The 24,397-nt window shown below is 36.7% G+C and carries 20 protein-coding genes; 16 read left to right on the top strand and 4 right to left on the bottom strand.

Annotation, left to right across the window (positions count from 1 at the left end):
• Complete coding sequence (locus C8D70_RS19715; RefSeq protein WP_110368418.1) at nucleotides 1-2,016, top strand: hypothetical protein; 2,016 nt, start codon at nucleotides 1-3, stop codon at nucleotides 2,014-2,016.
• A 37-nt stretch (nucleotides 2,017-2,053) separates the two neighbouring features.
• On the opposite strand, the gene C8D70_RS19710 is transcribed toward C8D70_RS19715, so the two are convergent.
• From C8D70_RS19710 to C8D70_RS19695, 4 genes are all read right to left on the bottom strand, one after another.
• Nucleotides 2,054-2,662, bottom strand: a complete 609-nt coding sequence (locus C8D70_RS19710; RefSeq protein ID WP_110368417.1) for a DUF4126 domain-containing protein — start codon at nucleotides 2,660-2,662, stop codon at nucleotides 2,054-2,056.
• A 248-nt stretch (nucleotides 2,663-2,910) separates the two neighbouring features.
• On the bottom strand, nucleotides 2,911-3,282 hold the full coding sequence (gene rnpA, locus C8D70_RS19705; protein ID WP_110368416.1) for a ribonuclease P protein component: 372 nt from the start codon (nucleotides 3,280-3,282) through the stop codon (nucleotides 2,911-2,913).
• Nucleotides 3,282-4,013 carry a ThiF family adenylyltransferase gene (locus C8D70_RS19700; RefSeq protein WP_076595343.1) on the bottom strand — a complete coding sequence of 244 codons (732 nt, stop codon included), beginning with the start codon at nucleotides 4,011-4,013 and terminating at the stop codon, nucleotides 3,282-3,284. The genes rnpA and C8D70_RS19700 overlap by 1 nt, the downstream gene beginning before the upstream one ends.
• Nucleotides 4,006-4,632 carry a TatD family hydrolase gene (locus C8D70_RS19695; RefSeq protein WP_110368415.1) on the bottom strand — a complete coding sequence of 209 codons (627 nt, stop codon included), beginning with the start codon at nucleotides 4,630-4,632 and terminating at the stop codon, nucleotides 4,006-4,008. Before C8D70_RS19695 ends, C8D70_RS19700 begins: the two co-directional genes overlap by 8 nt.
• 97 nt (nucleotides 4,633-4,729) lie before the next feature.
• On the opposite strand from C8D70_RS19695, the gene C8D70_RS19690 reads away from it, so the two are divergent.
• The 15 genes from C8D70_RS19690 (at nucleotide 4,730) to C8D70_RS19620 (ending at nucleotide 23,998) form a co-directional block, all read left to right on the top strand.
• Complete coding sequence (locus C8D70_RS19690; protein WP_110368414.1) at nucleotides 4,730-5,359, top strand: TetR/AcrR family transcriptional regulator; 630 nt, start codon at nucleotides 4,730-4,732, stop codon at nucleotides 5,357-5,359.
• 103 nt (nucleotides 5,360-5,462) lie between these two features.
• Complete coding sequence (locus C8D70_RS19685) at nucleotides 5,463-6,458, top strand: outer membrane protein assembly factor BamD (RefSeq protein WP_076595346.1); 996 nt, start codon at nucleotides 5,463-5,465, stop codon at nucleotides 6,456-6,458.
• A 42-nt stretch (nucleotides 6,459-6,500) separates the two neighbouring features.
• Nucleotides 6,501-6,824, top strand: coding sequence for a DNA-directed RNA polymerase subunit omega (locus C8D70_RS19680; RefSeq protein WP_002983982.1), 324 nt, complete (start codon nucleotides 6,501-6,503; stop codon nucleotides 6,822-6,824).
• A gap of 124 nt (nucleotides 6,825-6,948) precedes the next feature.
• Nucleotides 6,949-8,154 (top strand): bifunctional phosphopantothenoylcysteine decarboxylase/phosphopantothenate--cysteine ligase CoaBC, encoded by a 1,206-nt coding sequence (coaBC, locus tag C8D70_RS19675; protein ID WP_110368413.1) that lies wholly within the window; start codon nucleotides 6,949-6,951, stop codon nucleotides 8,152-8,154.
• 36 nt (nucleotides 8,155-8,190) lie between these two features.
• Nucleotides 8,191-9,096, top strand: a complete 906-nt coding sequence (locus C8D70_RS19670) for a DUF4835 family protein (protein WP_076595348.1) — start codon at nucleotides 8,191-8,193, stop codon at nucleotides 9,094-9,096.
• A 129-nt stretch (nucleotides 9,097-9,225) separates the two neighbouring features.
• Nucleotides 9,226-10,875 carry a DNA repair protein RecN gene (locus tag C8D70_RS19665; RefSeq protein WP_110368412.1) on the top strand — a complete coding sequence of 550 codons (1,650 nt, stop codon included), beginning with the start codon at nucleotides 9,226-9,228 and terminating at the stop codon, nucleotides 10,873-10,875.
• Nucleotides 10,876-11,480: 605 nt separating this feature from the next.
• Nucleotides 11,481-13,091, top strand: coding sequence for a T9SS type A sorting domain-containing protein (locus tag C8D70_RS19660; RefSeq protein ID WP_110368411.1), 1,611 nt, complete (start codon nucleotides 11,481-11,483; stop codon nucleotides 13,089-13,091).
• 12 nt (nucleotides 13,092-13,103) lie between these two features.
• The gene (locus C8D70_RS19655) at nucleotides 13,104-15,848 is read left to right on the top strand and encodes a hypothetical protein (protein WP_110368410.1); all 2,745 of its coding nucleotides are present in this window, start codon (nucleotides 13,104-13,106) and stop codon (nucleotides 15,846-15,848) included.
• 70 nt (nucleotides 15,849-15,918) lie between these two features.
• A complete protein-coding gene (locus C8D70_RS19650; RefSeq protein WP_110368409.1) occupies nucleotides 15,919-19,560 on the top strand; it encodes a DUF6443 domain-containing protein in 3,642 nt (1,213 codons plus the stop codon).
• A 95-nt stretch (nucleotides 19,561-19,655) separates the two neighbouring features.
• On the top strand, nucleotides 19,656-20,195 hold the full coding sequence (locus C8D70_RS19645; protein WP_110368408.1) for a hypothetical protein: 540 nt from the start codon (nucleotides 19,656-19,658) through the stop codon (nucleotides 20,193-20,195).
• Between the two features lie 40 nt (nucleotides 20,196-20,235).
• Nucleotides 20,236-21,222, top strand: a complete 987-nt coding sequence (locus C8D70_RS19640) for a hypothetical protein (protein ID WP_110368407.1) — start codon at nucleotides 20,236-20,238, stop codon at nucleotides 21,220-21,222.
• A 10-nt stretch (nucleotides 21,223-21,232) separates the two neighbouring features.
• Complete coding sequence (locus tag C8D70_RS19635; protein WP_110368406.1) at nucleotides 21,233-21,694, top strand: hypothetical protein; 462 nt, start codon at nucleotides 21,233-21,235, stop codon at nucleotides 21,692-21,694.
• Nucleotides 21,695-21,768: 74 nt separating this feature from the next.
• Nucleotides 21,769-22,875 (top strand): RHS repeat-associated core domain-containing protein, encoded by a 1,107-nt coding sequence (locus C8D70_RS21280; RefSeq protein ID WP_110368405.1) that lies wholly within the window; start codon nucleotides 21,769-21,771, stop codon nucleotides 22,873-22,875.
• An 11-nt stretch (nucleotides 22,876-22,886) separates the two neighbouring features.
• On the top strand, nucleotides 22,887-23,423 hold the full coding sequence (locus C8D70_RS19625) for a hypothetical protein (RefSeq protein WP_110368404.1): 537 nt from the start codon (nucleotides 22,887-22,889) through the stop codon (nucleotides 23,421-23,423).
• Between the two features lie 224 nt (nucleotides 23,424-23,647).
• Nucleotides 23,648-23,998: a hypothetical protein gene (locus C8D70_RS19620; RefSeq protein WP_110368403.1), complete on the top strand. Its 351-nt coding sequence runs from the start codon at nucleotides 23,648-23,650 to the stop codon at nucleotides 23,996-23,998.
• Nucleotides 23,999-24,397 lie beyond the last annotated feature (399 nt).

Below are 24,397 nucleotides of genomic sequence, written 5' to 3'. Positions count from 1 at the left end.
ATGAATCCAAGAGTTTTAGAATTAATAAAAAATCCGAAAAATATTCAGTTAGAAGACCTCGGTCTTTTGAAAGAAGAGATTCACACTTTTCCTTATATTCAGAATATCAGGGCACTTCACCTTTATGGGGTACATCTGTACGAAAAAGAAAACTATCAGAAAGAGCTTTCTATCACGGCAGCATATACTACTGATAAAAAGATTTTGTATCAACTGATCAATGGAAAGATCAGACAGGAGGTTAAATCTGAGATTGCTGAAGAGAAAAGACTTTCTAAAACAATTGAAAAACCTGCTCAAGTGATACCAAAGACCCAATCCTTCCCTATCAGGAGAGAAGAGGAAATATCTTTGGAAAAACCATCAGAGGAGGAGACAAATATTTGTGTGTTACCTACAGCACAAGAAGTTAAGCAAATCTACGTAAATGGTGAACGAAACAGAATTTTATTTGAAGGAGAAGAAAACTTTCTGGATGGTGAAAATGCTGAAATAATAGATCTTGAATCTACTCTGGAATCGGGAACACTGGTAACGCAAAAGGCTGAATCTGTAATGGAAGAGCCGGTTCAGCAGGAAACCGTATCAATACAGATTGAAACTGAGGAGAATGCCGGAGAAGGCTTTACACCGGAAACCATCATCCACGAAGAGCAGATTTCTTCAGAAAAAGAGGAAGAGAAGATTGAAGAAGAAGAAAATACCAGCTTTCATGAGGTTGACCTATTACAACCTGCGGAAAGCATTGAAACAGAAATAGTAGAAGAACCTATACATACAGAAGCAACTGATCATGAAACTATGCCTGTTTCAGAAGAAGAGCATGCTGTTGAAGAAGTATCTGATGCGGAAGTAAGTTTCCATGGAACAGAATCATTTATGCCGGACGTTAAAATCCAGGCCAACAACGAAGAAATAGCGGAGACCGCTGAAATTTCCCAACCGAATGTAAATAAGCATGAGGAGGAAATGAGACGTCTGATTGAGGAAGTTGAAAAGAAAATGAAGGAAGCCAAGCCTGTTGTTCAGGAAGAAAAGACAGAGCCTGAAGCTTCTGAAGATCATGAGATTAGCTTCGCAGATACCCAAAGCTTCCATTTCTGGTCAACAAGTGAGGATAAGCCTGAAGAAATAAAAGAAGAGTCTGTAAAGGAAGATGTTGTTGAAGATCAACCGCCTGTAACTGAGGAAACTGAACCCGAGACTGCAGAAGAAAAAATACAGAAAATACCGGAAGTGCAGACTGCATGGAAGCCAATGAGCGTGGAATCCAATTTGCCAGATTCACTCATCATTAAAGCAGAAAAAGCATCTACCCCCGAAATTAAAACTCAGGAAATAGAAGAAGCGGCTGTTGCAGAACCGGAAGTGGCCATTGAAGAACCAAAATCAGGGGAAACAAATGAAATTGTTGCAGAAGCTGCCCAGGAAGAAATTAAGCCGGTAGAGAAAGAAATTTCTGAAGCTGAAGAAGATCATTCTGCCCCGGTTGAATCAGCTCAGGAAGAAAAAACGGAAACAGAAAAGCCAAAAGAAGATGTTCCCGTGATGAATGTTTCTTTCTTTGGAACCGATATTTCTACCCTTAAGGTTGAAGAAAAGAAACAGGAACCTGTAGAAAAAGTACAGGAGGTTACTATGAAAAATACTACTCAATCATCAATAGACAGTAATGTTCCGGGCTTTATCAATACATGGCAGAGTTGGCTTAAGATTGGCAGAACAGAAGAAATCGTAAAGGAAAAAACCGAAATCAAAGAAAAGGCTATTGAAACCTTTATTGAGAACAATCCCAGAATCAGTCAGTTAAAAGAAGAAAGTACCTATGTTGTAAAAGAAAAGAATGACGATATCTCGCATCTGATGACAGAGACATTGGCCAATCTTTATTTTGAACAGAAACTCTATACAAAGGCAATAAAAGCATTTGAAATATTGATCAGAAAGAGTCCTGAAAAGAAAGAATATTTTGAATCCAAAATACAGGATATCAAGGATTTCAGAAGTAAAAATTAAAGAAAAAGGTACTGGTGAAAACAGTACCTTTTTTATTTTATAATCTCTGAGAATTATCTTTACTACTTCTTAATTTTTTCCAGGCCTTTCGTCCAAATATAATTACAACAATTAACGTGATGATGGCAAATATTGCGGCCATTACCGGTGCAGCCATTGCAAGAATAGACATGATACCTGCACCTGCTGTCTCGGTTGTTCCTACTATGGAATTTCCTAAACCTCCGGTAGTCGCAGTAGAAGCAGCTCTTATTCCTGCAAATCCGGAGCTGATAGTGGCTGCTGTACCTCCACCGGCAATTAATGCCAGTGCCCATTGTGGAAACGTGCCAAGTTCAGCAAACTGACTGGCAAATAATATTGAGCCAGCCACTGTTGCCATAGGAATAGAAACGGTATCCAGCAAATGATCAACAAAAGGGATATAGTAAGCCAGGATCTCAATAATAGTGGCTATTCCTGTTGTAATAAGTGTAGGAAGGCCTGCAAGCCAATCAAAATGCTCATTCATAGGAATCCAATCAAAATAAGAAGCAAGGCTTACAACAAACATGGGAAGAAATACCCGGAAGCCTGTAGCTGCCGCCAATCCAATACCTATAAATGCACTGATTATATAAGAAAAATAGGGAACATTGTCTAACATATTAATTTTCAGATTTACTGTTTTCCCTAAAAATACAAAAACTATATGATATTTGAAGTAATGTTAATGTCTGAGTTTGGGATGAGTGATATGTGATAAGAGTCTCGAGCTTTACAGTTCGTGATTTAGGGTAGAGTTAAAAATATTTTATTCATACTTATCTGTGACAATCTGTGCGATCTGTGGGAAATAAAAAGATCTGTAAGAAAATGCCTCACAGTTCTATATTATTTCATCGGAATAGATGATTACTTTTTCTGTGCTTCACAAAGCTTGATAAACTGAGCCTCCACATCCTGAAATTTCGGAGGCATTTCAGAAGAAACCCAAAACAGCATCGCCATAGTTTTTTCTCCAAAGGCTTGCCTGAAAAGATCTTTATTCAGACGATAACACTCTCTCAGTAACCTTTTGATACGATTCCTGTGCACAGCTCTTTTAAAGTATCTTTTAGAAACAGAAACTCCGAATCTTGCAGCTTCTACCGGAAGATTAGGTTTATCTTTCAGAACAATGATCCTCAGATTTCCGTTCGTTCTCCATTTGCCTTTTTCAAAAAGCAAACTGATCTCCGTATTTTTTTTGAGCTTTTCCACTCCTGGATATTTGAAGTTCTGCATTAATCTTTCGTCTTTTTTACTAAATGATTAATCACTTCAGCGGCTGCATACAATCCGAAAATTGCAGGAATAAAGCTGATGGTACCGTAGAATGATCTCTTATAATTGCTTCCGTCCGTCATTTTCAGGCTTTCTTCCTTTTGAATTTCATTAGAGAAAACACATCGTATGCCTTTGTTGATCTTTTCTTTTTTTAATCTTTTTCTCACCTGTCTGGCAAGGAAACAGTTGTGGGTTTTACTGATATCCCTTACCATCACCATGCTTGGGTCTACTTTTCCTCCTGCTCCCATAGAACTTACAATCTTGATTTTTCTTCTTCTGGCAGCTTTCATCAAACAGATTTTCGGGGTCACACTGTCTATACAGTCAAGGATGTAATTAAACTTTTCAGAATCAAGTACTTCGTCCATTCTTTCAGGGTTCAGAAACTCATTGATCCTGGTTAAATTAAGTTGTGGATTGATATCAAGAAGCCTTTCAGCAACAACGTCTACCTTGTGCTTTCCAACAGTAGAATGCAAAGCAGGAAGCTGTCTGTTGATATTCGTAATATCTACCGTGTCACCATCCACAATGGTCATATTTCCTACGCCGGCTCTGGCAAGAAATTCTGCGGCAAAAGAACCTACTCCGCCTAAGCCTACCACAAGCACATTGGCTCTGATCAGTTTTTCCAATCCATCCTCTTTTATCAAAAGTTCAGTTCTTTCCAGCCAGTATTTATCCATTTTTTATTCCGTGTAAATTTTCTAAAATTTGTTCATTAAGTTGTTCCAGAGAAACTTTTTTTATTTCCGAAACTTTACCATACAATTCTTCGATATTAAAGTCTTCATTGTCAGTTTCTAAAAATATTTTGTCTAAAGGAGTGTTTTTCAAAATGTCCTGCAAAGATAAATTATACAAAACAGCTTTTCCAAAACTCAGATAAAAATTATTGGTAAGAAGATCTTCAGCAATTTTCTGTTTCTTGTTAAAACCATGAATGATCATGGGCTGTTCCGCTTTCTTTTTAAATGAAATAACCTCATAAAATTTTCTTACACAATGAATAATCATAGGTTTTTTGACTTCATTGGCTATGTTGATCTGCCTTAAAAAAACTTCTTCCTGAATTTTCTGATCAATAGAAACCAAAGAATCCATACCACATTCACCAATGGCAAAACAGTTTTCAAACACCATGTTTCTCATCCATGAGAACTGCTGTTCGAGATTGTTAACATCAATATCCTGGGGATGAATTCCAATAGAATAAGGAGAATCAGGCGGAATTTGCTCAATGTTCAGATTGTAAATTCCGTTTCTGATATATTTTTTATGATGGTGAAAATCAAAAAATTCCATATTCAAAAGTAAGTATTTTTAAGATTTAATCTAAAATCATTAAACAATCGTTTATAAATGTGTTAAAAATTTCTTAACTTTACTCAAAGTGCACTTCATGAAAAAAAAATTTACAGAAAAACAGATTCACATACTGGACATTGCGGAAGAACTTATCGCAAAAAAAGGATACGAAGGAACCTCTGTGAGAGATATTTGCTCTAAAGCAAATATCAACGTTGCCATGATCTCTTATTACTTCGGTTCCAAGGAGAAGATGATGTCTTACCTCTATCAGTACAGGGTGCTGAAGACCAGAGAGAACTTTTCAGAATTTGCAGATACCATCAAAGAAGGCAAGCCGGAAATGCAATTGCGGGAAATGATTAAATATATCGTTTCTCAGCTTTTCAAGTATAATTATTTCCATGGTTTTGTGACCCAGGAGCTCCGTCATACAGAGAACCTGAAAGATGAACTGCTGGATTTTTATCAGTTATTTGTAAAAAAACTTGATGAAGTCATTAAGAAAGGGGTCGCATCAGGTGTTTTTACTTTTACACCCAAACCCGAAGACATTCTTACCATGATTATCGGATCCACTTTATTTGTGATCAGGAATAAAAACTTTTATGAGCTGTATGTTCCGAGTAAAAATGAGGAAACCTACACCAAAGAGGCGGAGAAAAAGGTGAGAATGAATCTTTTATTAAGTGTTTTTGCGATTTTGGGATACGCTGCAGACTAAAATTACGTTAAATATTCATAAAAAAAAATCTATTGGCAAAAAAGTTATATTTTTGCAAATTAGTAAATCGGCTGTATAATCCGAAAACTGTTGAATTTTATATATGAAAAAATATATTTTAGGTCTTTTTGCTGTAGCGGTGGTTACATCTTGCGTAAGCCAGCAGGAAAGAGCAATGAGAAGTGCTGATAAAGAATTTATCTTAAAGGCTGCTAATGAAAATTTTGCTAAGAAAAAGTGGAAAAATGCATTGGCACTTTACGACAGACTTGCCAATCTTGTGGCAGGAACAGATGATTTTCCTAATGTAGGTTTCAACACAGCTTATGCCAACTATTATGACAAAAGTTATAAACTGGCAGGCCACCAATTTAAAAATTTCGCAGTAAGTTTTCCAAAAGACCCCAGAGCAGAAGAAGCAGCATATATGTCTGCCCTATGCTACTATGAAGGTTCTATGGATTATAACCTGGATCAGTCAAGTACAGAATTAGCGATCAATGAGCTTCAGGAATTCCTGAACAATTATCCTAATTCCGAAAGATCTAAAAATATCAGCCAGTTAATTGATGAATTGTCTTATAAGCTTGAATTTAAAGCTTATGAAAACGGAAGACAATACTACAAAATGGGTGAGTATAAAGCAGCAAATGTAGCTTTTGATAATGTTTTGGAAGATTTTCCAAGTACAAAACTTCGTTCAAAAATTTATGACTATATCATGAAATCACGTTATGAACTGGCGATGAAATCTGTATATAATCTAAAAGATGAACGTATTGAGAGTGCACTTACTTACACAAAGCTGGTAGAGAAAGAGCTTCCTAACACAGAATATTCTAAAACTGCAGCAGATCTTAGAGAAAAGCTGGAAAAAGAAAAACAAAACTTCGCAGTTGTTAAAAAACAAACTGAAGCAAGAATGGCAGCTTTAACTGCAAGACAGAAAAAAGAAGCTGAAAAACTGGCAGATAAGAATAAAGCTGACCAGCAGATCAAAGATCAGATCAGCAATGAAAAGAAAGCAATGCAGTTACAGAGGGACAGTGCAGCACTTAAGACCCCTCCTCCTGCAGCGACTTTCAAAATTCAAAGATAATTCGTAAATTTGCCATCTTAAAATAAAAATAATTTTCTCAAAATGAGTGTAAAAGATACAAAAGCAGAAGTAAATACAATTACTTACGATAAAGATAAGATTGAAGATAAAGTAGGTTCAATCTATGAAGCTATTGTTATCATGGGAAAGAGAGCAGAGCAGATCAATGCGGAGATCCGTACGGAACTTCACAACAAATTGGATGAGTTTGCTGTTCACAATTCTACATTAGAAGAAGTTTTCGAAAACAGAGAACAAATTGAGATCTCTAAACATTACGAAAAGCTTCCTAAGCCAACTTCAATTGCTATTGAAGAATGGTTAAATGATGATGTCTATTTCAGAAAAACAGAAGAAAGAAAGTAATCTTCTGTATTTTAATAAATTAAGGTCATAAAGGAATTCACTTCTTTTATGACCTTTTGTTGTTTTAAAACCTGATTGTGTGGGAAAAAATAAGTACTTTAGTGTTTCAAAAAATTAGAACTCAATGAGTGTTTCCGGTAAAAAAATACTTATCGCTGTCTCCGGAGGAATTGCGGCTTATAAAATCCACTTTCTCATCAGGGATTTTGTGAAGAAAGGTTCCGAAGTACAGGTTATTATGACTCCTGATGCAGAAAATTTTGTAACAAAGCTAAGCCTGTCTACATTATCCAGAAAACCGGTGTATTCAGACTTTTACAGTGATAACGGAACATGGAACAGCCATGTGGAAATGGCTCTGTGGGCGGATGTTATGATTGTAGCTCCATGCACAGCCAATACACTGTCTAAAATGGTTCACGGGATGTGTGATAATCTCGTTATTGCAACGTATATGTCCGCGAAATGTCCGGTATTCATTGCACCAGCAATGGACCTTGATATGTACGCACATCCGTCTACAAAAAATAATCTGGAGCTGGCAGAAAGCTTTGGGCATAGTATTATTCCTGCGGAAAGCGGAGAGCTGGCCAGCGGTCTTATCGGGCAGGGAAGAATGGCAGAGCCGGCAACAATTTTTAATGCTGTTGAGCATTATTTTAATTCTGATATCCAATCCCGAAGCCTTGAAGGAAAAACAGTTTTAATCACTGCAGGACCAACCTATGAGGCGATAGATCCTGTACGATTTATTGGAAACCATTCGTCCGGTAAAATGGGGTTTTCTCTGGCAGAAGAAGCTTCAAAACGTGGAGCAAAAGTAATCCTGATTTCAGGACCGAGTGTTCAAACCCTCAACAACCCGGATGTTGAACTTCATAAAGTGACTTCAGCCAAAGAAATGCTGGCCAAAGTATTTGAATTTTACGATACAATAGACATCGGAATTGCCAGTGCGGCAGTAGCGGATTATGCACCTAAAGAAGTGGCTCAGGAAAAGATTAAGAAAAATGATGAAAATCTGACGATAGAACTGGTAAAAAATCCGGATATTCTTAAAACAATGGGAGAAAGGAAGACCCATCAGTTTTTGGTAGGATTTGCTCTGGAAACCCAAAACGAAGAGGAAAATGCCAAAGGAAAACTGGAAAAGAAAAATCTGGATATGATCGTTCTCAATTCCTTGCGTGATGAAGGAGCCGGTTTTAAGAATGACACCAATAAAATTAAAATATTTACCAAAACAGAGAAGAAGGAATTTAATTTGAAATCCAAGGATGATGTAGCGAAAGATATTCTCAATTTTGTTGAGACTCAACTTTTAAAATAATTTTAATAAATTTCCGTTCTCAATTTTTAATAGACAATGAAAAAAATTATAAGTTTATTTTTTCTGTTATTTCTATACACCCAAAGTTTTTCTCAGGAGCTGCTGTCCACGGTACAGGTGAACTCCAATCAGTTGGGAGGAAGTAATCAGCAGGCCTATAAAGCGTTGGAAAAAAGCCTCCGGGACTTTATCAATAATACAAGCTGGACAGGCAAAAAGCTTCAGAATTTTGAAAAAATAAAATGTGCTTTTTCTATTGTTATTTCTGAAAGAGACGTGAATAAATTCAAAGGAACTATTGTTATTCAGGCAGTAAGACCTGTTTATAATACCACCTACGAGTCTCCCTTGATTAATCTTCAGGATCAGAGATTTGCTTTTGAATATATTGAAAATGAGAGTCTTATTTTTAATGAAAGACAATTCTCCGGCAAAAATCTTACGGACGTGATCAGTTTCTATATTTATGTTATTCTGGGTATGGATGCTGATAGTTTTCAGTCTATGGGAGGATCACAATGGTATGCGAAAGCGCAGCAGATTGCACAGAATTCCCAAAACAGGAACTATGAGGGCTGGAATACCATCAATGAACCGAGAAGCCGTTCTATTTTGATCAACGAAATTATGAACCCTAACTGGAATCAGTTACGTTCCACTATTTATACGTACCACAGAGCAGGGCTGGATAACCTTTTCAATCAGGATCAGACTGCCGGGAAAAAAGTCATTTTTGATGCACTGATGCAATTAAAAATGTATGAGAATAACTTCCAGCAGGCGTTCTTCTTTAATCTGTTCATGGATACCAAGAGCGATGAAATTTTCAATATTTTCAATTCCGGGAATAATGGAGGACTGATTCTTAATGATCTTAAACAAACAATGATCATCCTTTCACCGAAGAATATAGATAATAAGTGGAATAAATGGAAAGTCTAGGATTTCTGAGCAAGTTTAAAAACAGTTAGCATTATGGATGAGTGAACAGTCAAAAAACGATTTCTTAACTCATTAAAAAAACTTATTTTTACAGTTCAAATTCAAATTGGATCATAACCCGGATTATCAATGCTTTCGAGAATTTACATTAAAAACTTTGCCCTGATTGATACCCTTGAAGTATCATTGAAAAATGGTTTACAGGTCATTACCGGAGAAACGGGGGCAGGTAAATCTATTATTCTAGGTGCTCTCCGGCTTATTTTAGGTGAAAGGGCAGATGTAAAATCCATTGCCAAAACTGAAGAAAAAAGTGTGGTGGAAACCGAGTTTTCTCTTAACAATCAGTTTAAAAAATTCTTTATCGAAAATGATCTGGACTACGAACTTCAGACGATTATCCGAAGAGAAATACTTCCTTCAGGGAAATCCCGGGCATTTATCAACGATGTACCGGTAACGCTGGATATTCTTAGAGAGCTTTCATCACAACTGATCGATATCCATTCACAATTTGAAACATCCAATCTTTTTACCTCAGAATATCAGTTTAAAATTATCGACGGACTTTCTGAAAATAAAAAGATTATTGAAGAGTATCAGCAGGAATTTTCTGAGTTTCAAACGCTGAAATTGTTGTTGAAAAAATTAAAAATCCAGCTTTCGGAATCCAATAAAGAAAGCGATTATAAAGAATTTTTACTCAACGAACTGGAAGAACTGAAGCTTGATGATGTTGATTTTGAAGATGTTCAGAACCAGCTTTCCATTCAGGAAAATGCGGGAATGATCTCCGAAAATGTGGGTCAGATTCTATCAAGGTTTCATCAGGAGGAAATAGGAATTCTATCATTCTTTAACGAAGCGACCAGCAAACTTTCTAAAATTTCCGAAGTTTCTACGAGCTTTGCTGAACTTGATGAAAGGCTGGAAACCTCTTTTGTAGAACTTAAAGACATCATTTCCGAACTGGAACATGAAGCGGAAAGAGTGGAAATCAATCCTCAAAACCTGATCTACCTTACCGATCTTAATAATAAAATCAACGCTTTATTCCTTAAACATAATGTTTCAGATCTTAGTGAACTCATTGAGATCAGAAACCAGCTTGCCGGAGACCAGAAAGGGGCTTCAGAATTAGAAGAGCAGATTGAAGAAACTGAGAAAAATATTTCTCAAAAGAAAAAAACACTTCAGAGTCTTGCTTCAAAACTTTCAAAAAACAGGCATAAGAATGTTCCTGTTTTCATTAAAAAAGCAGAAGGACTTCTTAAAAAGCTAGGTCTCGAAAAGGCAAAAGTGGATATAGAATTACAGGACGCAGATGATTTCAATCCGTTTGGAAAAGAAAATATCCAGCTTTTGTTCCAGGCCAATTCCGGTTTCCCTTTAAAACCGATTCAAACGGCCATTTCCGGAGGAGAAAGATCAAGAGTAATGCTTGCAGTGAAGAAGATTATTGCAGAAAGTGATGAACTGCCAACCTTGATTCTTGACGAAATAGACACTGGAGTTTCAGGAAAAGTAGCTGAAGAAATCGGAAATCTGATGAGAGAAATGTCTGAAGACATGCAGCTGATTGTTATTTCCCATCTTGCACAGGTCGCAGCCAAAGGAAATGATAATTACAAAGTGGTGAAGCAGGATATTTCCGGCAGAACACAATCTACTATTATTCCTTTAAGCAGCGAAGAAAAACTGAACGAAATTGCCCAGCTGCTTTCCGGAAGCAAAATTACGGAAGCCGCGTTAGCACAGGCCAAAGAGCTTATTGGATAATTAGTTAATTAAAATCTCAATTTCTTACATCCAGAAACATTTAGTATTAGCGATGTCATCCTGAGCATGTCGAAGGATTTACTATTTTTCCAATTCTTCAATTCTCTTTCTCAGAGCTTCTATGGCTGCATCTTTTTGCTGGATTTCCTTTTTCAGCATCTCAATGTAACGCATAATTAGCAGGTCGCTACTTCCAAACTATAATTTTAAAACAAATACGTCCTGTTAACTGTTAGCTTCCAGTGGAGATTAATCTGGTCTCATCGAGATCTGCTGTTAATAAAAAAATGATGTCCCCGTCACCCATAAAGCTCCGGAGGAGCGACCTGTTAATTCATCCCAAAAACAATGATATTTTCAATGTATTGATACTTTTTTGCGGTGGTGAAAATGCATTTAAAATACGACACGTTCTGTCACTATGCTGAGCTAGCTTTGCTTTAGAATAAACAGATTAACAAAATGTAGTACAAATTGAATAGTACGAAAACACATTATCTATCGGGGTAAAGAGAATTACCGTAAAGACACAGATGAAAATATGGGGTTTTCCCCCTATCAGGAATTAAAAAATAATTTTAAATTCACACGTTAAAAAACCGAATATGAAAAAAATCTATCTCAGTGCATTTACAATATGCACGTTCCTGGGTGTATCTGCTCAGGAAACTCTCTGGCAAAAAGATTTCAGGTCCGGCACGCAGGACTTTTTAAGTCAGGTTACTACAACCATTGATCAGCAGTATTTGATCACAGGTAGTTCTATACAGTCAGGAAGCGGGAAGCTGGAGGCTGGAAGTAAGCAGAACACGGGTTACGATTTCCATTTGATTAAGCTTGACCAAGAGGGAAACCAAATCTGGGAAAAATACTTTTCAGGAAACAATCACGACTATTTATCATCAACCGTTACCACACAGGATGGCGGATTTCTTTTAGCAGGAACTTCTTATTCAGGAAAAGGATTGGATAAAAAAGACGATTCTAAAGGATCATCAGACATTTGGTTGATCCGTATTAATGAATTTGGAGACCAAATCTGGCAAAAAACCATTGGCTCGCCGGCCGATGAAGAAGCAAGAGCGGTGATTCAAACTACCGATTTAGGATTTTTTGTTGCAGGAAATGTCCAAAACTCATCAAAAGGTTACGGTTCCAAAGATGTTTTAATTACCAGATTAGACAAAGACGGAAAAGAACTTTCCCAATTCATTTTAGGCGGAAAAGGATTAGACGAAGTGGAAAAGATGATTCCAACAAAAGACGGAGGAGCCTTACTGGGGATTTATTCAAGAAGTTCAGCTGTACAAAGTAAAATGTATAATGTACAAAGTCCTCAAAATACATCCGACACCCGACATCTGACAACGGTACAAAAACAAAGCGACAACTTTGGTGAAGGCGACTATTGGATTGTAAAGCTCTCAAAAGACGGAAAAATCGACTGGGAAAAGAATTTTGGAGGCAAAGGGGATGATCACTTGAGAACATTGGCTTTAACTTCTGCCGGATACATCATTGGAGGAGAATCCAGATCAGAAAGATCAGGAAACAAAACGGTAGGAATAGAAGAAGGAACAGACCTTTGGCTTGTCTTTTTAAAGGAAAATGGAGATGAGGAATTTCAAAAGTCTTACAGTTTCGGAAACCGTGATGTGCTGATGGGAATGAACGTTATTCATTCAGCAGACGATCAATCTTCAAAAGGAATTCTTTTAGGGGGCTACACTCAGGCCGAGGGAAGAATAGAAACCAATGATGAAACTTTCTGGATGCTGTATTTAGATCAGAATGGAAATGAGCAGTGGAGAAAACACGTAAAAGGAGAATCCAGACAAAAAGAGGAAAGGCTTTCCGATTTAAAGCTCAACAGAGACGGTTCAATCATTCTGGCCGGAACCAGTGCAGAAGAACTGGGTAAAGAAAACTGGAAAATTGTAAAGCTGGGAGACAAACAAGTAGATCAGCTCATTGAAAAATATGATATCAAAATCTATCCAAACCCTGTCTCCGATTATTCTTATGTAGAAATTGGCTTTGATTTCAAAGATGCGGATATTCTTTTGTATGACATGAGTGGAAGACAGCTTCAGAATCTGAAAACCAAGAACAGAGTAACCAAGATCAATACCCAGGCTTTGGTTCAGGGAGCGTATCTGGTGACGATAAAAACGGATGCCAATAAAACGGCGAATGCGAAACTGATTAAGAAATAAAAACACAGAATCATGAAAAAAACATTGCTATTACTGGTATGTACTTTATATTTTACTTTATATACCGGACAAAGTGCAAATATTGAAATTACACGTCCAACACCCTCTGCTGCAGGGCTGTCTACTTACACTACAATGCCTGTTTCGATACAGACCGGAATACCGGATATTTCTTATCCGTTATTTAGCCTTGGAACGGGTAATAAGCCGGTTAGCATCAACTTAGGAATTAGTTATCATGCAGGGAATACCCTGAATGATGAATGGGTGAGTGAGGTAGGAAGAGGATGGTCGTTTTTAGGAGGCGGTGTTGTTTCCCGGGAGATCGTGGGAGACTTTGACGAATCATTTGATGATAGCAGTTATAGTCATTATATCAAAAATGAATTTAATGATATTTATAATTTCAGTACTCCTGAAGAATCGGGAAAATTTAAGATCGTCAGGGATATTGCCAATAATACGTTTAGTGTTGTAAAGCTTACCCCCTATACTTCTAAAGTAGAATATCAACGCACTGCCAATCAGGCAACTCTTATTTTAAACTCCTTTACGATAACAAGTGAAACGGGAACTCAGTATGTTTTCAGGGATTATGATATTAACCAGATGACGGTATGGAAATTCGAGCGTCCTTTCGGGGCTCAATATGCTGATCAGAAATACAGAAGTGCTTTTTATCTTTCCTCTGTTCTTGACGAAAATGGTCAGGAACTGGTAAAGTATACTTATTTACGGGATCTGAAATATGCTCCCGGTTCAGGAAATCAGATTATTGATACAGAATCCAATAAACTAAGCCGTATAGAAGTAAAAGGGCGGGGAATTATAGAAATTAATTATGACAGAAATGAAGAATACGCTGAATACAATGATATATTTGCCATTACCAATATTGTATTAAAGACTGCAAATAATATTTTTGTAAAGAAATATACGTTCGATTATTCTTATAAGCCTGCAAGTGGGTCTCCGGCACTCCGCCGGTATTTGAATTCCTTCAGCCAGGTAGATCAGAACGGAGCTGCCATTGAAAAATATGCATTTACTTATGAGAATATATTCTATACTGATCAAAATAACCAGCCGGTGAATAGTGGTATTTCTGAACTGAAAAGAATTCAGTTACCAACACGCGGAATGATTGAATATAATTTTGGTTTTCCGACGATGGATACTGAAAGAACAGAAACGCTTCCCATTCCTAAAGTACTTCTCACAGATATTTCATTTACAAGAGCCAATGGGCAAAGAAAATATGCGTTTACCTTAACAGACACCAAAACTCTTGATATAGATGCTTCAGGGATTGGGAAGGTAGCGGCTTTTCCATGGGCTATACAATTCTGGAAAAAACAGGGAAGCTCCTATGTGATTTCGCATGGTTTAGGGGAACCGATAGAACCTGTCCCTGGTTTTGAATATGTGCAAAGCAGAACATTTGAACCTGGGGAGTATTATCTTGATTTATATTGTAATGATATGTCATGCCCTACTACTACATTAAGTGATCCCGCTGTTGTTCAGATATGGCGTGAGGGGGACGGTCCGGCTGTTCAGGTCATTATTAAAGAACGTTATATAGTAGGACCTGCAAGGATTAAAAACATCAAATATTATAATGCTTCTGCTATAGATGCTGCCAATCCTCCTGCACCTGCGAAAATAGAAGAATACGAATATAATAAGTTTGATGATCCCGGGGTTTCCAGTGGATTTCCGGTGGGAGATACCAGAATTTATAAAAATGTAAAAGTTTCCAGGGGCAATAATATGGGGTATACCAAATATTATTTTAAAGCACCGGATGCTTATCCTCAGCAGGGGGATTTCTGGCCTCATTACAATCTTACCCGCGAAGGTCTCCTTGATAAAAAAGAAGTTTATAATGCCTCGAATCAAAAAATATCTGAGGATGCATATGATTATACAATAGAAGAATTTGACGGGCCGCTCTATAATTTACTTTCATTACAGGTAAAAACATCATGGATCAAGAACAATAAAGTGACCTCTAAAAGTTATTTTGATTCTGGAACAATAGAGATGAAGAATGAGATCTTCAGAAATACCCATAACAATAAACCTAATCTTGAGCGCACTACTTCTTTTGATGGCAGTATCCAGGAGACCGCCTATCAATATGCGCTGGAGAAAAATAATCAGAAGCTGCTAAGCTCCAATATGGTTGGCCAGCCTTTAGAAACAACTTCCGTACTGAAGAAAAACGCTGCTGATCCCGGAAAAGTAATGGCAAGAACAGAAACCATGTATGAAAATCCGGGAAATAAATACCCCTCTTCAGTCAGATCGTATGATTCTCAGAATCTTTTATCTTCAGAAGTTACTTTCAACAGATATGATATCAGGGGGAATCTGGAGCAGTATACCACTAAGGACGGAATTCCTGTTTCAATGATCTGGGGCTATAATAAAACACAGCCTATTGCTAAAGTAGAGGGAGCTGCTTATGATCAGGTCCTTCCGTATTTGGGAGATATTATAGCAAAATCTGATGCGGCTGTTATCTCAGAACAGGATCTTCAAAATGCTTTGGATGCTTTCAGAAACAATGCCAATCTTAAAAATTATCAGATCACCACTTATGTATATGATTCCCTGGCAAGGATGAAAATGACGACTCCTCCTGCGGGAATCCGTCTGATCTATCAATATGATACGGCGGGAAGGCTTGAAAAAATAGAAGATGAAACCGGGAAGCTGCTGAAGAAATACCAGTACAATACCGGACATTGATCATGAAGGATGAAAACTTTACTATAAGAATTTGTACATCCAATTTTTAACATCTAATATCTTAATTAAGATGAAAAAGCTAACACTTATATTCGGTTTCTTGTCCTTAGGCTTCTCAAACGCCCAGACAACGACAACAGAAAACTTTATATCGGCTACAGACTGTATGAATGAAGACTGTAGCAAAAACACACAAACAGTACAGTATTTTGACCTTCTGGGAAGACCCAGACAGATCGTGAATGTGAAAGCAACCCCTTTAGGAAGGGATATCGTAACTCCCATTGTCTACGATGACCAGGGAAGGAAGACCAGAAGTTACCTCCCTGTTCCCCAAAGCTCTACATCTAACGGAGGGATGTACTCCCAGACTCAGGGGATGACCCCTTATCCGGTGGCTGATGTAACGAATATCTATTCCGGAGAAAAGATCTATACTGAGACTGTTCTTGAAAACTCTCAGTTACAGAGGGTTTTACAGCAGAAAATGACGGGGAACGACTGGAACGGAAAGGCTGTACTCTTGGGTTATGATCTCAATACAGCTGCTGATCATGTAAAAAATTACCAGGTAACAGCAGGTTGGGATACTGCGGGAAAACTCTACAGAAATGAATTACAGTATACCGTCGCAGAATATGCTGCCGGTCAGCTCGTAAAAAATACCGTTACCGATGAAGATGGTCATAAAGTGGTTGAATTTAAAGACGGCTCCGGGCAGACCGTGCTTTCAAGGAAAATAGTGGACGCTGGCCAAAATGCAGATACCTATTATGTATACAATGATTACAGGCAGCTTGCCTATATTATCCCGCCATTGGCATCAGCCGCAGCTTTGAATTCCGCAGCAGTAGATAATATATGTTATCAGTATAAGTATGACAGCAGAAACAGGCTGGCAGAGAAAAAGCTTCCCGGAAAAGGCTGGGAATACATGGTCTATGATAACCAGAACAGGCTGGTAGCTTCGCAGGATGCCAATCTTAAGGAAAAAGGCCAGTGGATGTATGTAAAATATGATCAGTTTGGAAGAGTGGCCTTTACCGGAATAGCTACCGGGGGAGAAAGAAATACGGAGCAGGGGCTGGCTGATGGAATTGCCAACAATAATGTGAAAATAAGCAGTTCGGTGGTCTTCAACAGGCAGGGAATGGATGTTTTTTATGATCCTGCCGCTACTTATCCTCATGCTTCCAAATGGGTCGTATTATTATCCGTGAATTATTATGACACCTATCCTGCTTACAGCTTTAATCCTGCTTTTCCCCAGACGATCCAGGGGGCTGCCGTTTTAAAAGATACTCCTGTTAATGGTAAAAGCAGCAAAGGGCTTCCCGTGATGGGTTTTGTGAAAAATATTGAAGATGATAACTGGACAAAAAACTATATTTACTATGACCAGAAAGGAAGAACAGCAGGCTCTTACAGCATCAACCACCTTGGGGGGTATACCAAAACAGAATCTGAGCTTGATTTTGCAGGAATTGTCCAGCGCACCAAAGTATATCATAAAAGACTGAATACGGATGCAGAAAAAGTAATTACTCAAACCTATTCCTATGATCATCAGAACAGATTATTGGTGCATAAACATAAAGTAGATAATAACCCTGAAGAAATCCTGTCTCAGAATACCTATAACGAGCTTTCTCAGATTATCACCAAAAAAATAGGAGGTACAAATGGAAGTACTCCTCTTCAAAGTATAGATTATATGTACAATATCAGGGGATGGCTTACCAAAATCAATGATCCTGCCAATCTGAACGGAAAGCTTTTTGGGTATGAGATCAGGTATAATACCCCGGCAAATCCGGTCCAGGCTCCGGCAAAATACAATGGGGCGATTTCGGAAATAGACTGGAAAACATCCAATGATCAGGTACTGAGAAGGTATGATTATCAATATGACGCACTCAACCGGATGAAAAAAGGAATTTATTCGGAGCCCGGTTCATCTGTGCCACAGAACAATTTCTTTAATGAAGCTTTGAACTATGACCAGAACGGGAATATCACAGCATTGCAGAGAAATGGGAAAAGCACGGCAGGAATGGCGGAAATGATAGATAATCTTAGCTATTCCTATACCGGCAACCGGCTTATTTCCGTTGCGGATGCCTCCTATAACTATAAAGGCTATCCCGATACTTCAGGAAAAACCATTACCTATGATAATAACGGGAATATGACAGCCTATCAGGATAAAGGTATTTTGCAGATTAATTACAATTTCCTGAACCTTCCGAATTATATGATGTTTGATAAGATGTACTATACCCGGGGGATTTGGCAGAATGAAAATACCTATTATTTTTATAAAGCAGACGGCACAAAGTATAGAAAGGAGCATAGATACAGTGAAAATTCTGTCTACAGAAAAAAAACGACGGATTATCTGGATGGGTTCCAGTATGAAGAAGTGCAGAATGTAACGCCGTATACACTGAAATTTGTGCCTACCGCAGAAGGCTATTACAGTTTTCAGGATAATAAGTATATTTACAATGACAAAGACCATTTAGGAAATGTACGTTTAAGCTACTTCAACAATGGGAATGGAGCAGAAGTTCTTGAAGAAAACAATTATTATCCCTTTGGGATGAAGCATGAAGGGTATAATGTATTGGCGGGAAATCCTGCCTACAATTATAAGTATAACGGAAAAGAATTACAAAAAGAAACCGGCTGGCTGGATTACGGCTGGCGACAGTATATGTCGGAAACAGGCAAATGGAACGGGATAGACCAACTCGCTGAAGCCTATACTTCTACAAGCACATATGCGTATGTAGCCAATAACCCGGTTTCACAGTTTGATGTAGACGGCAGATGGATGGATGATAATGGGCATATTGATACTTCCGGAAACTCTAATCCTTTCAGAGATATGGCTCAGTCTCAGATGAGGATGACTCAATTCATGGGACAAAATCCAGGAGAAGGTGCAGGTGGTGGTTACACTTTTACTGGAACAGATGCCGGTTCCATATTCAATTATTTTGTAAATAGAGGAAACTTCTCCGAACTTAGCATTGGAGATGGTAATTTAACTTGGTGGAAGGGAACACCTACTTTAACCTCTTATAGTGGAACAGATATACATGGAGATATAGATCTCGGCATAGGGTATAACGCTAAATTTAAGGACATTCCATTAGATGCCTATAAAAACTGGGCAGATTGGGGAGCAAGTACTGCTGGAGGAGGATTTAAATATCTTGCTGATCGAAGAACAGCTCTGTATAATAGTGGATATTGGATAGATAATCTTGGACAAATGAGAAGTACAGCCTATGCAGGAAGAGCCAGAGGATCGTTGATAGGACTTAGAAGTGATTATGTGCGAACCACTACAATGCTTGGGAAATATTCCAAAAGAGCAGGTTATGTAGGATATGGAATCAGTGCTGCACAAATAGGATACGGGATGTATAAAGATGGTGGAAATTTTGGTATTAGAGCTCAGGTAGCAACAGCTAACGTAGCAGGAGGAATGGCAGGAGCTGCAGCAGGAGCATGGGTTGGAGCAAAATTATTAACTCCAATTGGAGGAGCTATTGGGTCTGCTTTTGCAGGAGTAGGGGCTGCTCCGGGAGCTGCTATTGGTGGGATAATTGGAAGTGTTGTAGGAGGTATTGTAGGAGGTGTATATGGAGGTGATTATGCAGAACAATGGGCAAGTAGTATATTAAATAAACCTAGTTATTAAGCCAAATAAAATTTGCAAAAGAAATTGAATATTATTACTATTTAGTTTCGTATTATATAGAACTGTAGTACAAATATTATTAAAATAGAAAACCTATGGAAAAAGTTTGGAATTATGTACACTATACAATTTTTAATTTTTACAAGATTATATATAGATTATTATCTTATATAGATCCTTTTAGATTCCTTTATAAAATTCCTGCAATAAAAAATTTTTATTCTAAAAGAGGAATTGAAGATATGAACCAATTTACTGACGATGTTGTTTTTAATGATAAAGTATCAGGATTGCATAGCATTTGGGCTGGTATTCAAATGGGAGGTTTAATAATTCTTATAGAATATGGATTATTTAATATTTTTCAGGCAATATTAGGGAAATCGTTAATACAAATCTTTTGGGAGCCAGGAAGTCCCTATAAATGGATATTTGTAATAGGGCTGTTAGTTATGCCTTGGATTATTAACGAGAGATTACTGTTTAAGAATAATAAGTATTTAAAATACTTTGATGAATTTGATAGAGAGCCTAAAAAAATAAGATATAAACATGTTTGGATTAGTTTAGGAATTATTGTAGGAATTATCACGTTCTTTGTCTTAAGTTTTATTCCATTGTCAAAAGTATATTAATTAGATAATGTTCCAAACAAGTTGGTAATAAATTAGGGTATTGGTTTCCAATACTCTAATTTTAAAATATAATGATGAAGAGTTTAAGGAAACAGGCAAATGGAACGGTATGGATCAGTTGTCTGAAATATATGCTTCCACCAGTCCTTTTGCCTATGTAGCCAACAACCCAGTTTCAATGCGTGATCCTGATGGCAGATGGATGGATGCCAATGGGCATATCGACACTTCCGGAAACTCTAATCCTTTCAGAGATATGGCTCAGTCTCAGATGAGGATGACTCAGTTTATGGGGCGAAATCCTGGAGAAGGCGGCGCTGGTGGTTATCTTAACGATAGTTATAATTTTACAGGGACACAAGCGTTTTCTATGTTCAATTATTTCAAAAATGGAGGATCTATGTCTGGACTTAGCTTCGGTGATACTGAGGTAACATGGTATACGGGTACCGCTACCCAGGATGCCTATAGAATGGGTGATGATATCTTCTCAGATATAAAACTTGGGATAATTCATAAAGCAAGAATTGCTAAGAATAGCTGGGCTGAAATCAGAACACCTTCTTATTATTTACCTCCTCCAAAAAGCTTTGATTGGGGACATGTAGGAAATACAATGACAGCAGGAGCGGTTACATATTTCGCCTTAGAAAAAAGTATCTACAGTAAGTACCATTGGGTAGATGCAAAAGGTATTATTAAGTCTACTCAACTTTTAGAAAAAGGAGCCAATGGTAAATATGTAAGAGGAGTACAAGGTTTTAGAAACGGATATATGGCTGCAGGAAAAGCTACTTCGGCTTATTCAATAGCAGGAAAAGTTGTCGGAGCTGTAGGAATGGGAGCAACTGTATTTCAGTATTTTGACGGTCAAATAACCGGAACTGAAGCCAGTGTTGACTTAGCAATGGGAGCTATTGGTTTTACAGGATGGGGAGCTCCTATTAGCCTCGCATATTTTAGTGGAAAATTTTTATATGAATATTCAACTGGCAGATCACTATTTACAAAACCAGGAGAAAATTAAAATTTAGATAATGAAAGCATACTATTATTTTTTATTCAGAATTTATAGATATTATAAAGATAAACAGAATGAAAATGAATTACAAGCAATTTTTAGTGTTATTACTGTTAGTACATTAATCGCTAGTTTAACTATCTTCTTCTTTCATGGATTATTAAATTATCTAGGTATATTACCAATGTATTCAAATAAATTTTATATGATTTTATTTATGATAATCGTTGGTTTTATTAATTATTTTTTTTTTATTAGAGATAAAAATTTCTTAAATTATGATTTTCAAAAAGATAAAAAAGGAGGGTTTTATATTATTGTATATATAATTTTATTGGGTATTTTACTTTTTGTTTTATCTAATATTAATCGTGAAAAAATATTTGAGGAAAGAAAAAAAAATCCCCAAACAGAACAAACCCAAAAAACTGCTTCCTTACAAAGTGAAATAGAAAATTGGTTTAAAGAAAAATTTTAATTGTATTTGATAATGTTCAAAACGTGTTGGTAATAAATTAGAGTGTTGATTTTCAATACTCTAATTTTAAAAACATCACAGGCGCTCTTGAAAGTACAGATACCAATAACTATTATCCCTTTAGGCTGAACCATATTTCAAATTCGTTCAGTACTTCTAACTTTGGGAGCTTTTACAGCTACAAATACAACGGCAAAGAGCTTCAGGAAACCGGAATGTTCGATTACGGCTGGCGACAGTATATGCCGGATTTGGGAAGATGGAACGGGATAGACCAACTCGCTGAAGCCTATACTTCTACAAGTACATATGCGTATGTAGCCAATAACCCGGTTTCACAGTTTGATGTAGACGGAAGATGGATGGATGATAATGGACATATCGACACTTCAGGAAATGCAAATCCTTTCAGAGATATGGCTCAGTCTCACATGAGGATGACTCAGTTTATGGGGCGAAATCCTGGAGAAGGCGGAGCTGGTGGACAAGCGCAAGGACATAAACCTACTATTTTTAAGCGTATAGGTAATTTCCTTGAAAGGCTGTTTGGTAAAAGTAAAAAGGCAGCTGTTGGTGTCCTTTCTGTGGGAGTTGCTACATTTGAAGGTCTCGCTCCGCCAGTAGAATTTGGCTCAACTGTAGCTGAAATAGCTGGCTATGCAAGATTGGGTTTATGGAGTTTACCTTTAATGCTTAATGGAGACAGTGGTTTTTCTGCAAATTCTAAACCGATTACGGGTGCTATTGATATTCCTGTTACAACAACGGCTGATGAATCAGAGCCAGAATTTGAATATTTTTATAGAGCAATGTCTACTAAAGAATATCTAAGTACTGGAGGTTTTTTACAACAGAAAAGCGACCAAAGTGGAAATTATAGAGGAGAAGGTCCATTTGTTACAGATCGCTTGGAGTATGCAGAAAGAGCATTAAACGGTTTTAGCAAAAAAGATAAATATGATTTGATAGTCCAATACACCATGCAACCGGGTACAACCAATCTTCTTAACTCTATCTCTTTACCACACGGTCCAGGGGTAACTGGAGCCTATTCCGAAAAGTTAGGTTTACCTATAAAGAAAGTTGAACTTGGAGGAACAAATTATGGATTTTATGGATCTAATGTTAATATTTTCAATATTAGATTAATGGGACCTCCTATACCAATAAGATACAAATAATAAAAATAAATATGTTAAAAGAATTATTAAAAAAGACTGATGATGATTTGGTTAGTATCAGTGAGCAATATAGAAAATATTACAATTCCAATCTTGAAATTTTTAAAATTGAATATGAAAATTATGCTAATACAACAAAAAAGGAATTACCATTATTAGTTTTAGATTATATCAAGATTTATCAGTTGTTTGGATATAATCAGGATGAATTATCATTTTTTATACGCAGAAAAATAGTTTCTTTTTATTTGCATAATATATCTGATTTTATAAGAAAAGAGGATGGGTTTGTAATATATTCATTTATTGACATTTTTTATTGTGATCCTTTGTTTTTTGAAAATAAAGAAACTTTAACGACTTTTTTTGAAGCTACTTATCCAATATTATCATTGAAAACTGAAGATATGTCTTCATTTATTGCTATAGCCTGCATGAGATATATTGCTATATTAGGTTCTGAAAAAGAAGGAAAAATATTTTTAGAAAAATACTTGCAAGAGAACAAAAATGGTATTTATATAGAAGATGTAAAAGAAGAGTTATAAAGTATAGAGAATTATTCCCTAAACTGGCGCGAGCGTATCGCTCGTGTTCCATAAATATATTAAAACCACTGTTTTTTGCAGTGGTTTTATAATCTGAAAATTATAAAGCATCAGAAACTTGGATTATGGATTTATTTATCTTTAATGCTTATACTAGCAAATATGAACGGGAAATATTGATTCCTGGAATAGTAATAGGAGGAACACCAATACTCGTAAAATAAATGGAAACAGACAATTTTCAAAGAATACTAAACTTATTTAAAAAGCAAAGTGATAATTATTTATGTGCAACCATATATAATTATTTAAAATCCATAGATAAACTTGAATATATTCTTATTGATAAAAATAAGGCAAATTCTATATATACAGTAAGAAACGAAATCAATAATACGGTAAATGAAAGTCTAAAAATTCAAGGTTATGATGAGTTATTAAATAATCTTAATCAATTTAATAGTAAAAAAGTAATTATTAGCAACTTTGATTATAACAAAAAGGATTTTACCATATTTATCAATGACAAAGAGACTGAAATATTAGGAATATTATGGCGCGATATCAATAAATAAAAAGGTACTGTTCCAAACATGTTGGTAATAAATTAGAGTATTGAAAATCAATACTCTAATTTTAAAAATAAGAATTAAAATCTCAATTTAAATGATATTGCGGATAGCCAGAACAGAATAAAAGAGAAAATAGGCTATTTAAAATATTGAAGATCATACAAGGTGTTTCAGATATGTTGGTAAAAAGACCACCTTGGGAATGCCAGGGTAAGTTTTGCTAAAAACAGCGAAGGCGCTCCTGAAATTATCGATACCAATAACTATTATCCTTTTGGGCAGAACCATATTTCAAATTCGTTCAGTACTTCTAACTTTGGGAGCTTTTACAGCTACAAATACAACGGCAAAGAGCTTCAGGAAACCGGAATGTTCGATTACGGCTGGCGACAGTATATGCCT

This window comes from Chryseobacterium sp. CBTAP 102, from assembly GCF_003201365.1.
In the GTDB taxonomy this organism is placed as follows: domain Bacteria; phylum Bacteroidota; class Bacteroidia; order Flavobacteriales; family Weeksellaceae; genus Chryseobacterium; species Chryseobacterium candidae.
The sequence above is the reverse complement of the archived record's forward strand: the minus strand, read 5'-3'. Positions and strand labels throughout refer to the sequence as shown.

Bases quoted from the DNA above. Each gene is read 5' to 3' on its own strand.
- C8D70_RS19715 (WP_110368418.1), top strand. From the start codon at position 1: ATGAATCCAAGAGTTTTAGAATTAATAAAAAATCCGAAAAATATTCAG.
- C8D70_RS19710 (WP_110368417.1), bottom strand. From the start codon at position 2,662: ATGTTAGACAATGTTCCCTATTTTTCTTATATAATCAGTGCATTTATA.
- rnpA (WP_110368416.1), bottom strand. From the start codon at position 3,282: ATGCAGAACTTCAAATATCCAGGAGTGGAAAAGCTCAAAAAAAATACG.
- C8D70_RS19700 (WP_076595343.1), bottom strand. From the start codon at position 4,013: ATGGATAAATACTGGCTGGAAAGAACTGAACTTTTGATAAAAGAGGAT.
- C8D70_RS19695 (WP_110368415.1), bottom strand. From the start codon at position 4,632: ATGGAATTTTTTGATTTTCACCATCATAAAAAATATATCAGAAACGGA.
- C8D70_RS19690 (WP_110368414.1), top strand. From the start codon at position 4,730: ATGAAAAAAAAATTTACAGAAAAACAGATTCACATACTGGACATTGCG.
- C8D70_RS19685 (WP_076595346.1), top strand. From the start codon at position 5,463: ATGAAAAAATATATTTTAGGTCTTTTTGCTGTAGCGGTGGTTACATCT.
- C8D70_RS19680 (WP_002983982.1), top strand. From the start codon at position 6,501: ATGAGTGTAAAAGATACAAAAGCAGAAGTAAATACAATTACTTACGAT.
- coaBC (WP_110368413.1), top strand. From the start codon at position 6,949: ATGAGTGTTTCCGGTAAAAAAATACTTATCGCTGTCTCCGGAGGAATT.
- C8D70_RS19670 (WP_076595348.1), top strand. From the start codon at position 8,191: ATGAAAAAAATTATAAGTTTATTTTTTCTGTTATTTCTATACACCCAA.
- C8D70_RS19665 (WP_110368412.1), top strand. From the start codon at position 9,226: ATGCTTTCGAGAATTTACATTAAAAACTTTGCCCTGATTGATACCCTT.
- C8D70_RS19660 (WP_110368411.1), top strand. From the start codon at position 11,481: ATGAAAAAAATCTATCTCAGTGCATTTACAATATGCACGTTCCTGGGT.
- C8D70_RS19655 (WP_110368410.1), top strand. From the start codon at position 13,104: ATGAAAAAAACATTGCTATTACTGGTATGTACTTTATATTTTACTTTA.
- C8D70_RS19650 (WP_110368409.1), top strand. From the start codon at position 15,919: ATGAAAAAGCTAACACTTATATTCGGTTTCTTGTCCTTAGGCTTCTCA.
- C8D70_RS19645 (WP_110368408.1), top strand. From the start codon at position 19,656: ATGGAAAAAGTTTGGAATTATGTACACTATACAATTTTTAATTTTTAC.
- C8D70_RS19635 (WP_110368406.1), top strand. From the start codon at position 21,233: ATGAAAGCATACTATTATTTTTTATTCAGAATTTATAGATATTATAAA.
- C8D70_RS19625 (WP_110368404.1), top strand. From the start codon at position 22,887: ATGTTAAAAGAATTATTAAAAAAGACTGATGATGATTTGGTTAGTATC.
- C8D70_RS19620 (WP_110368403.1), top strand. From the start codon at position 23,648: ATGGAAACAGACAATTTTCAAAGAATACTAAACTTATTTAAAAAGCAA.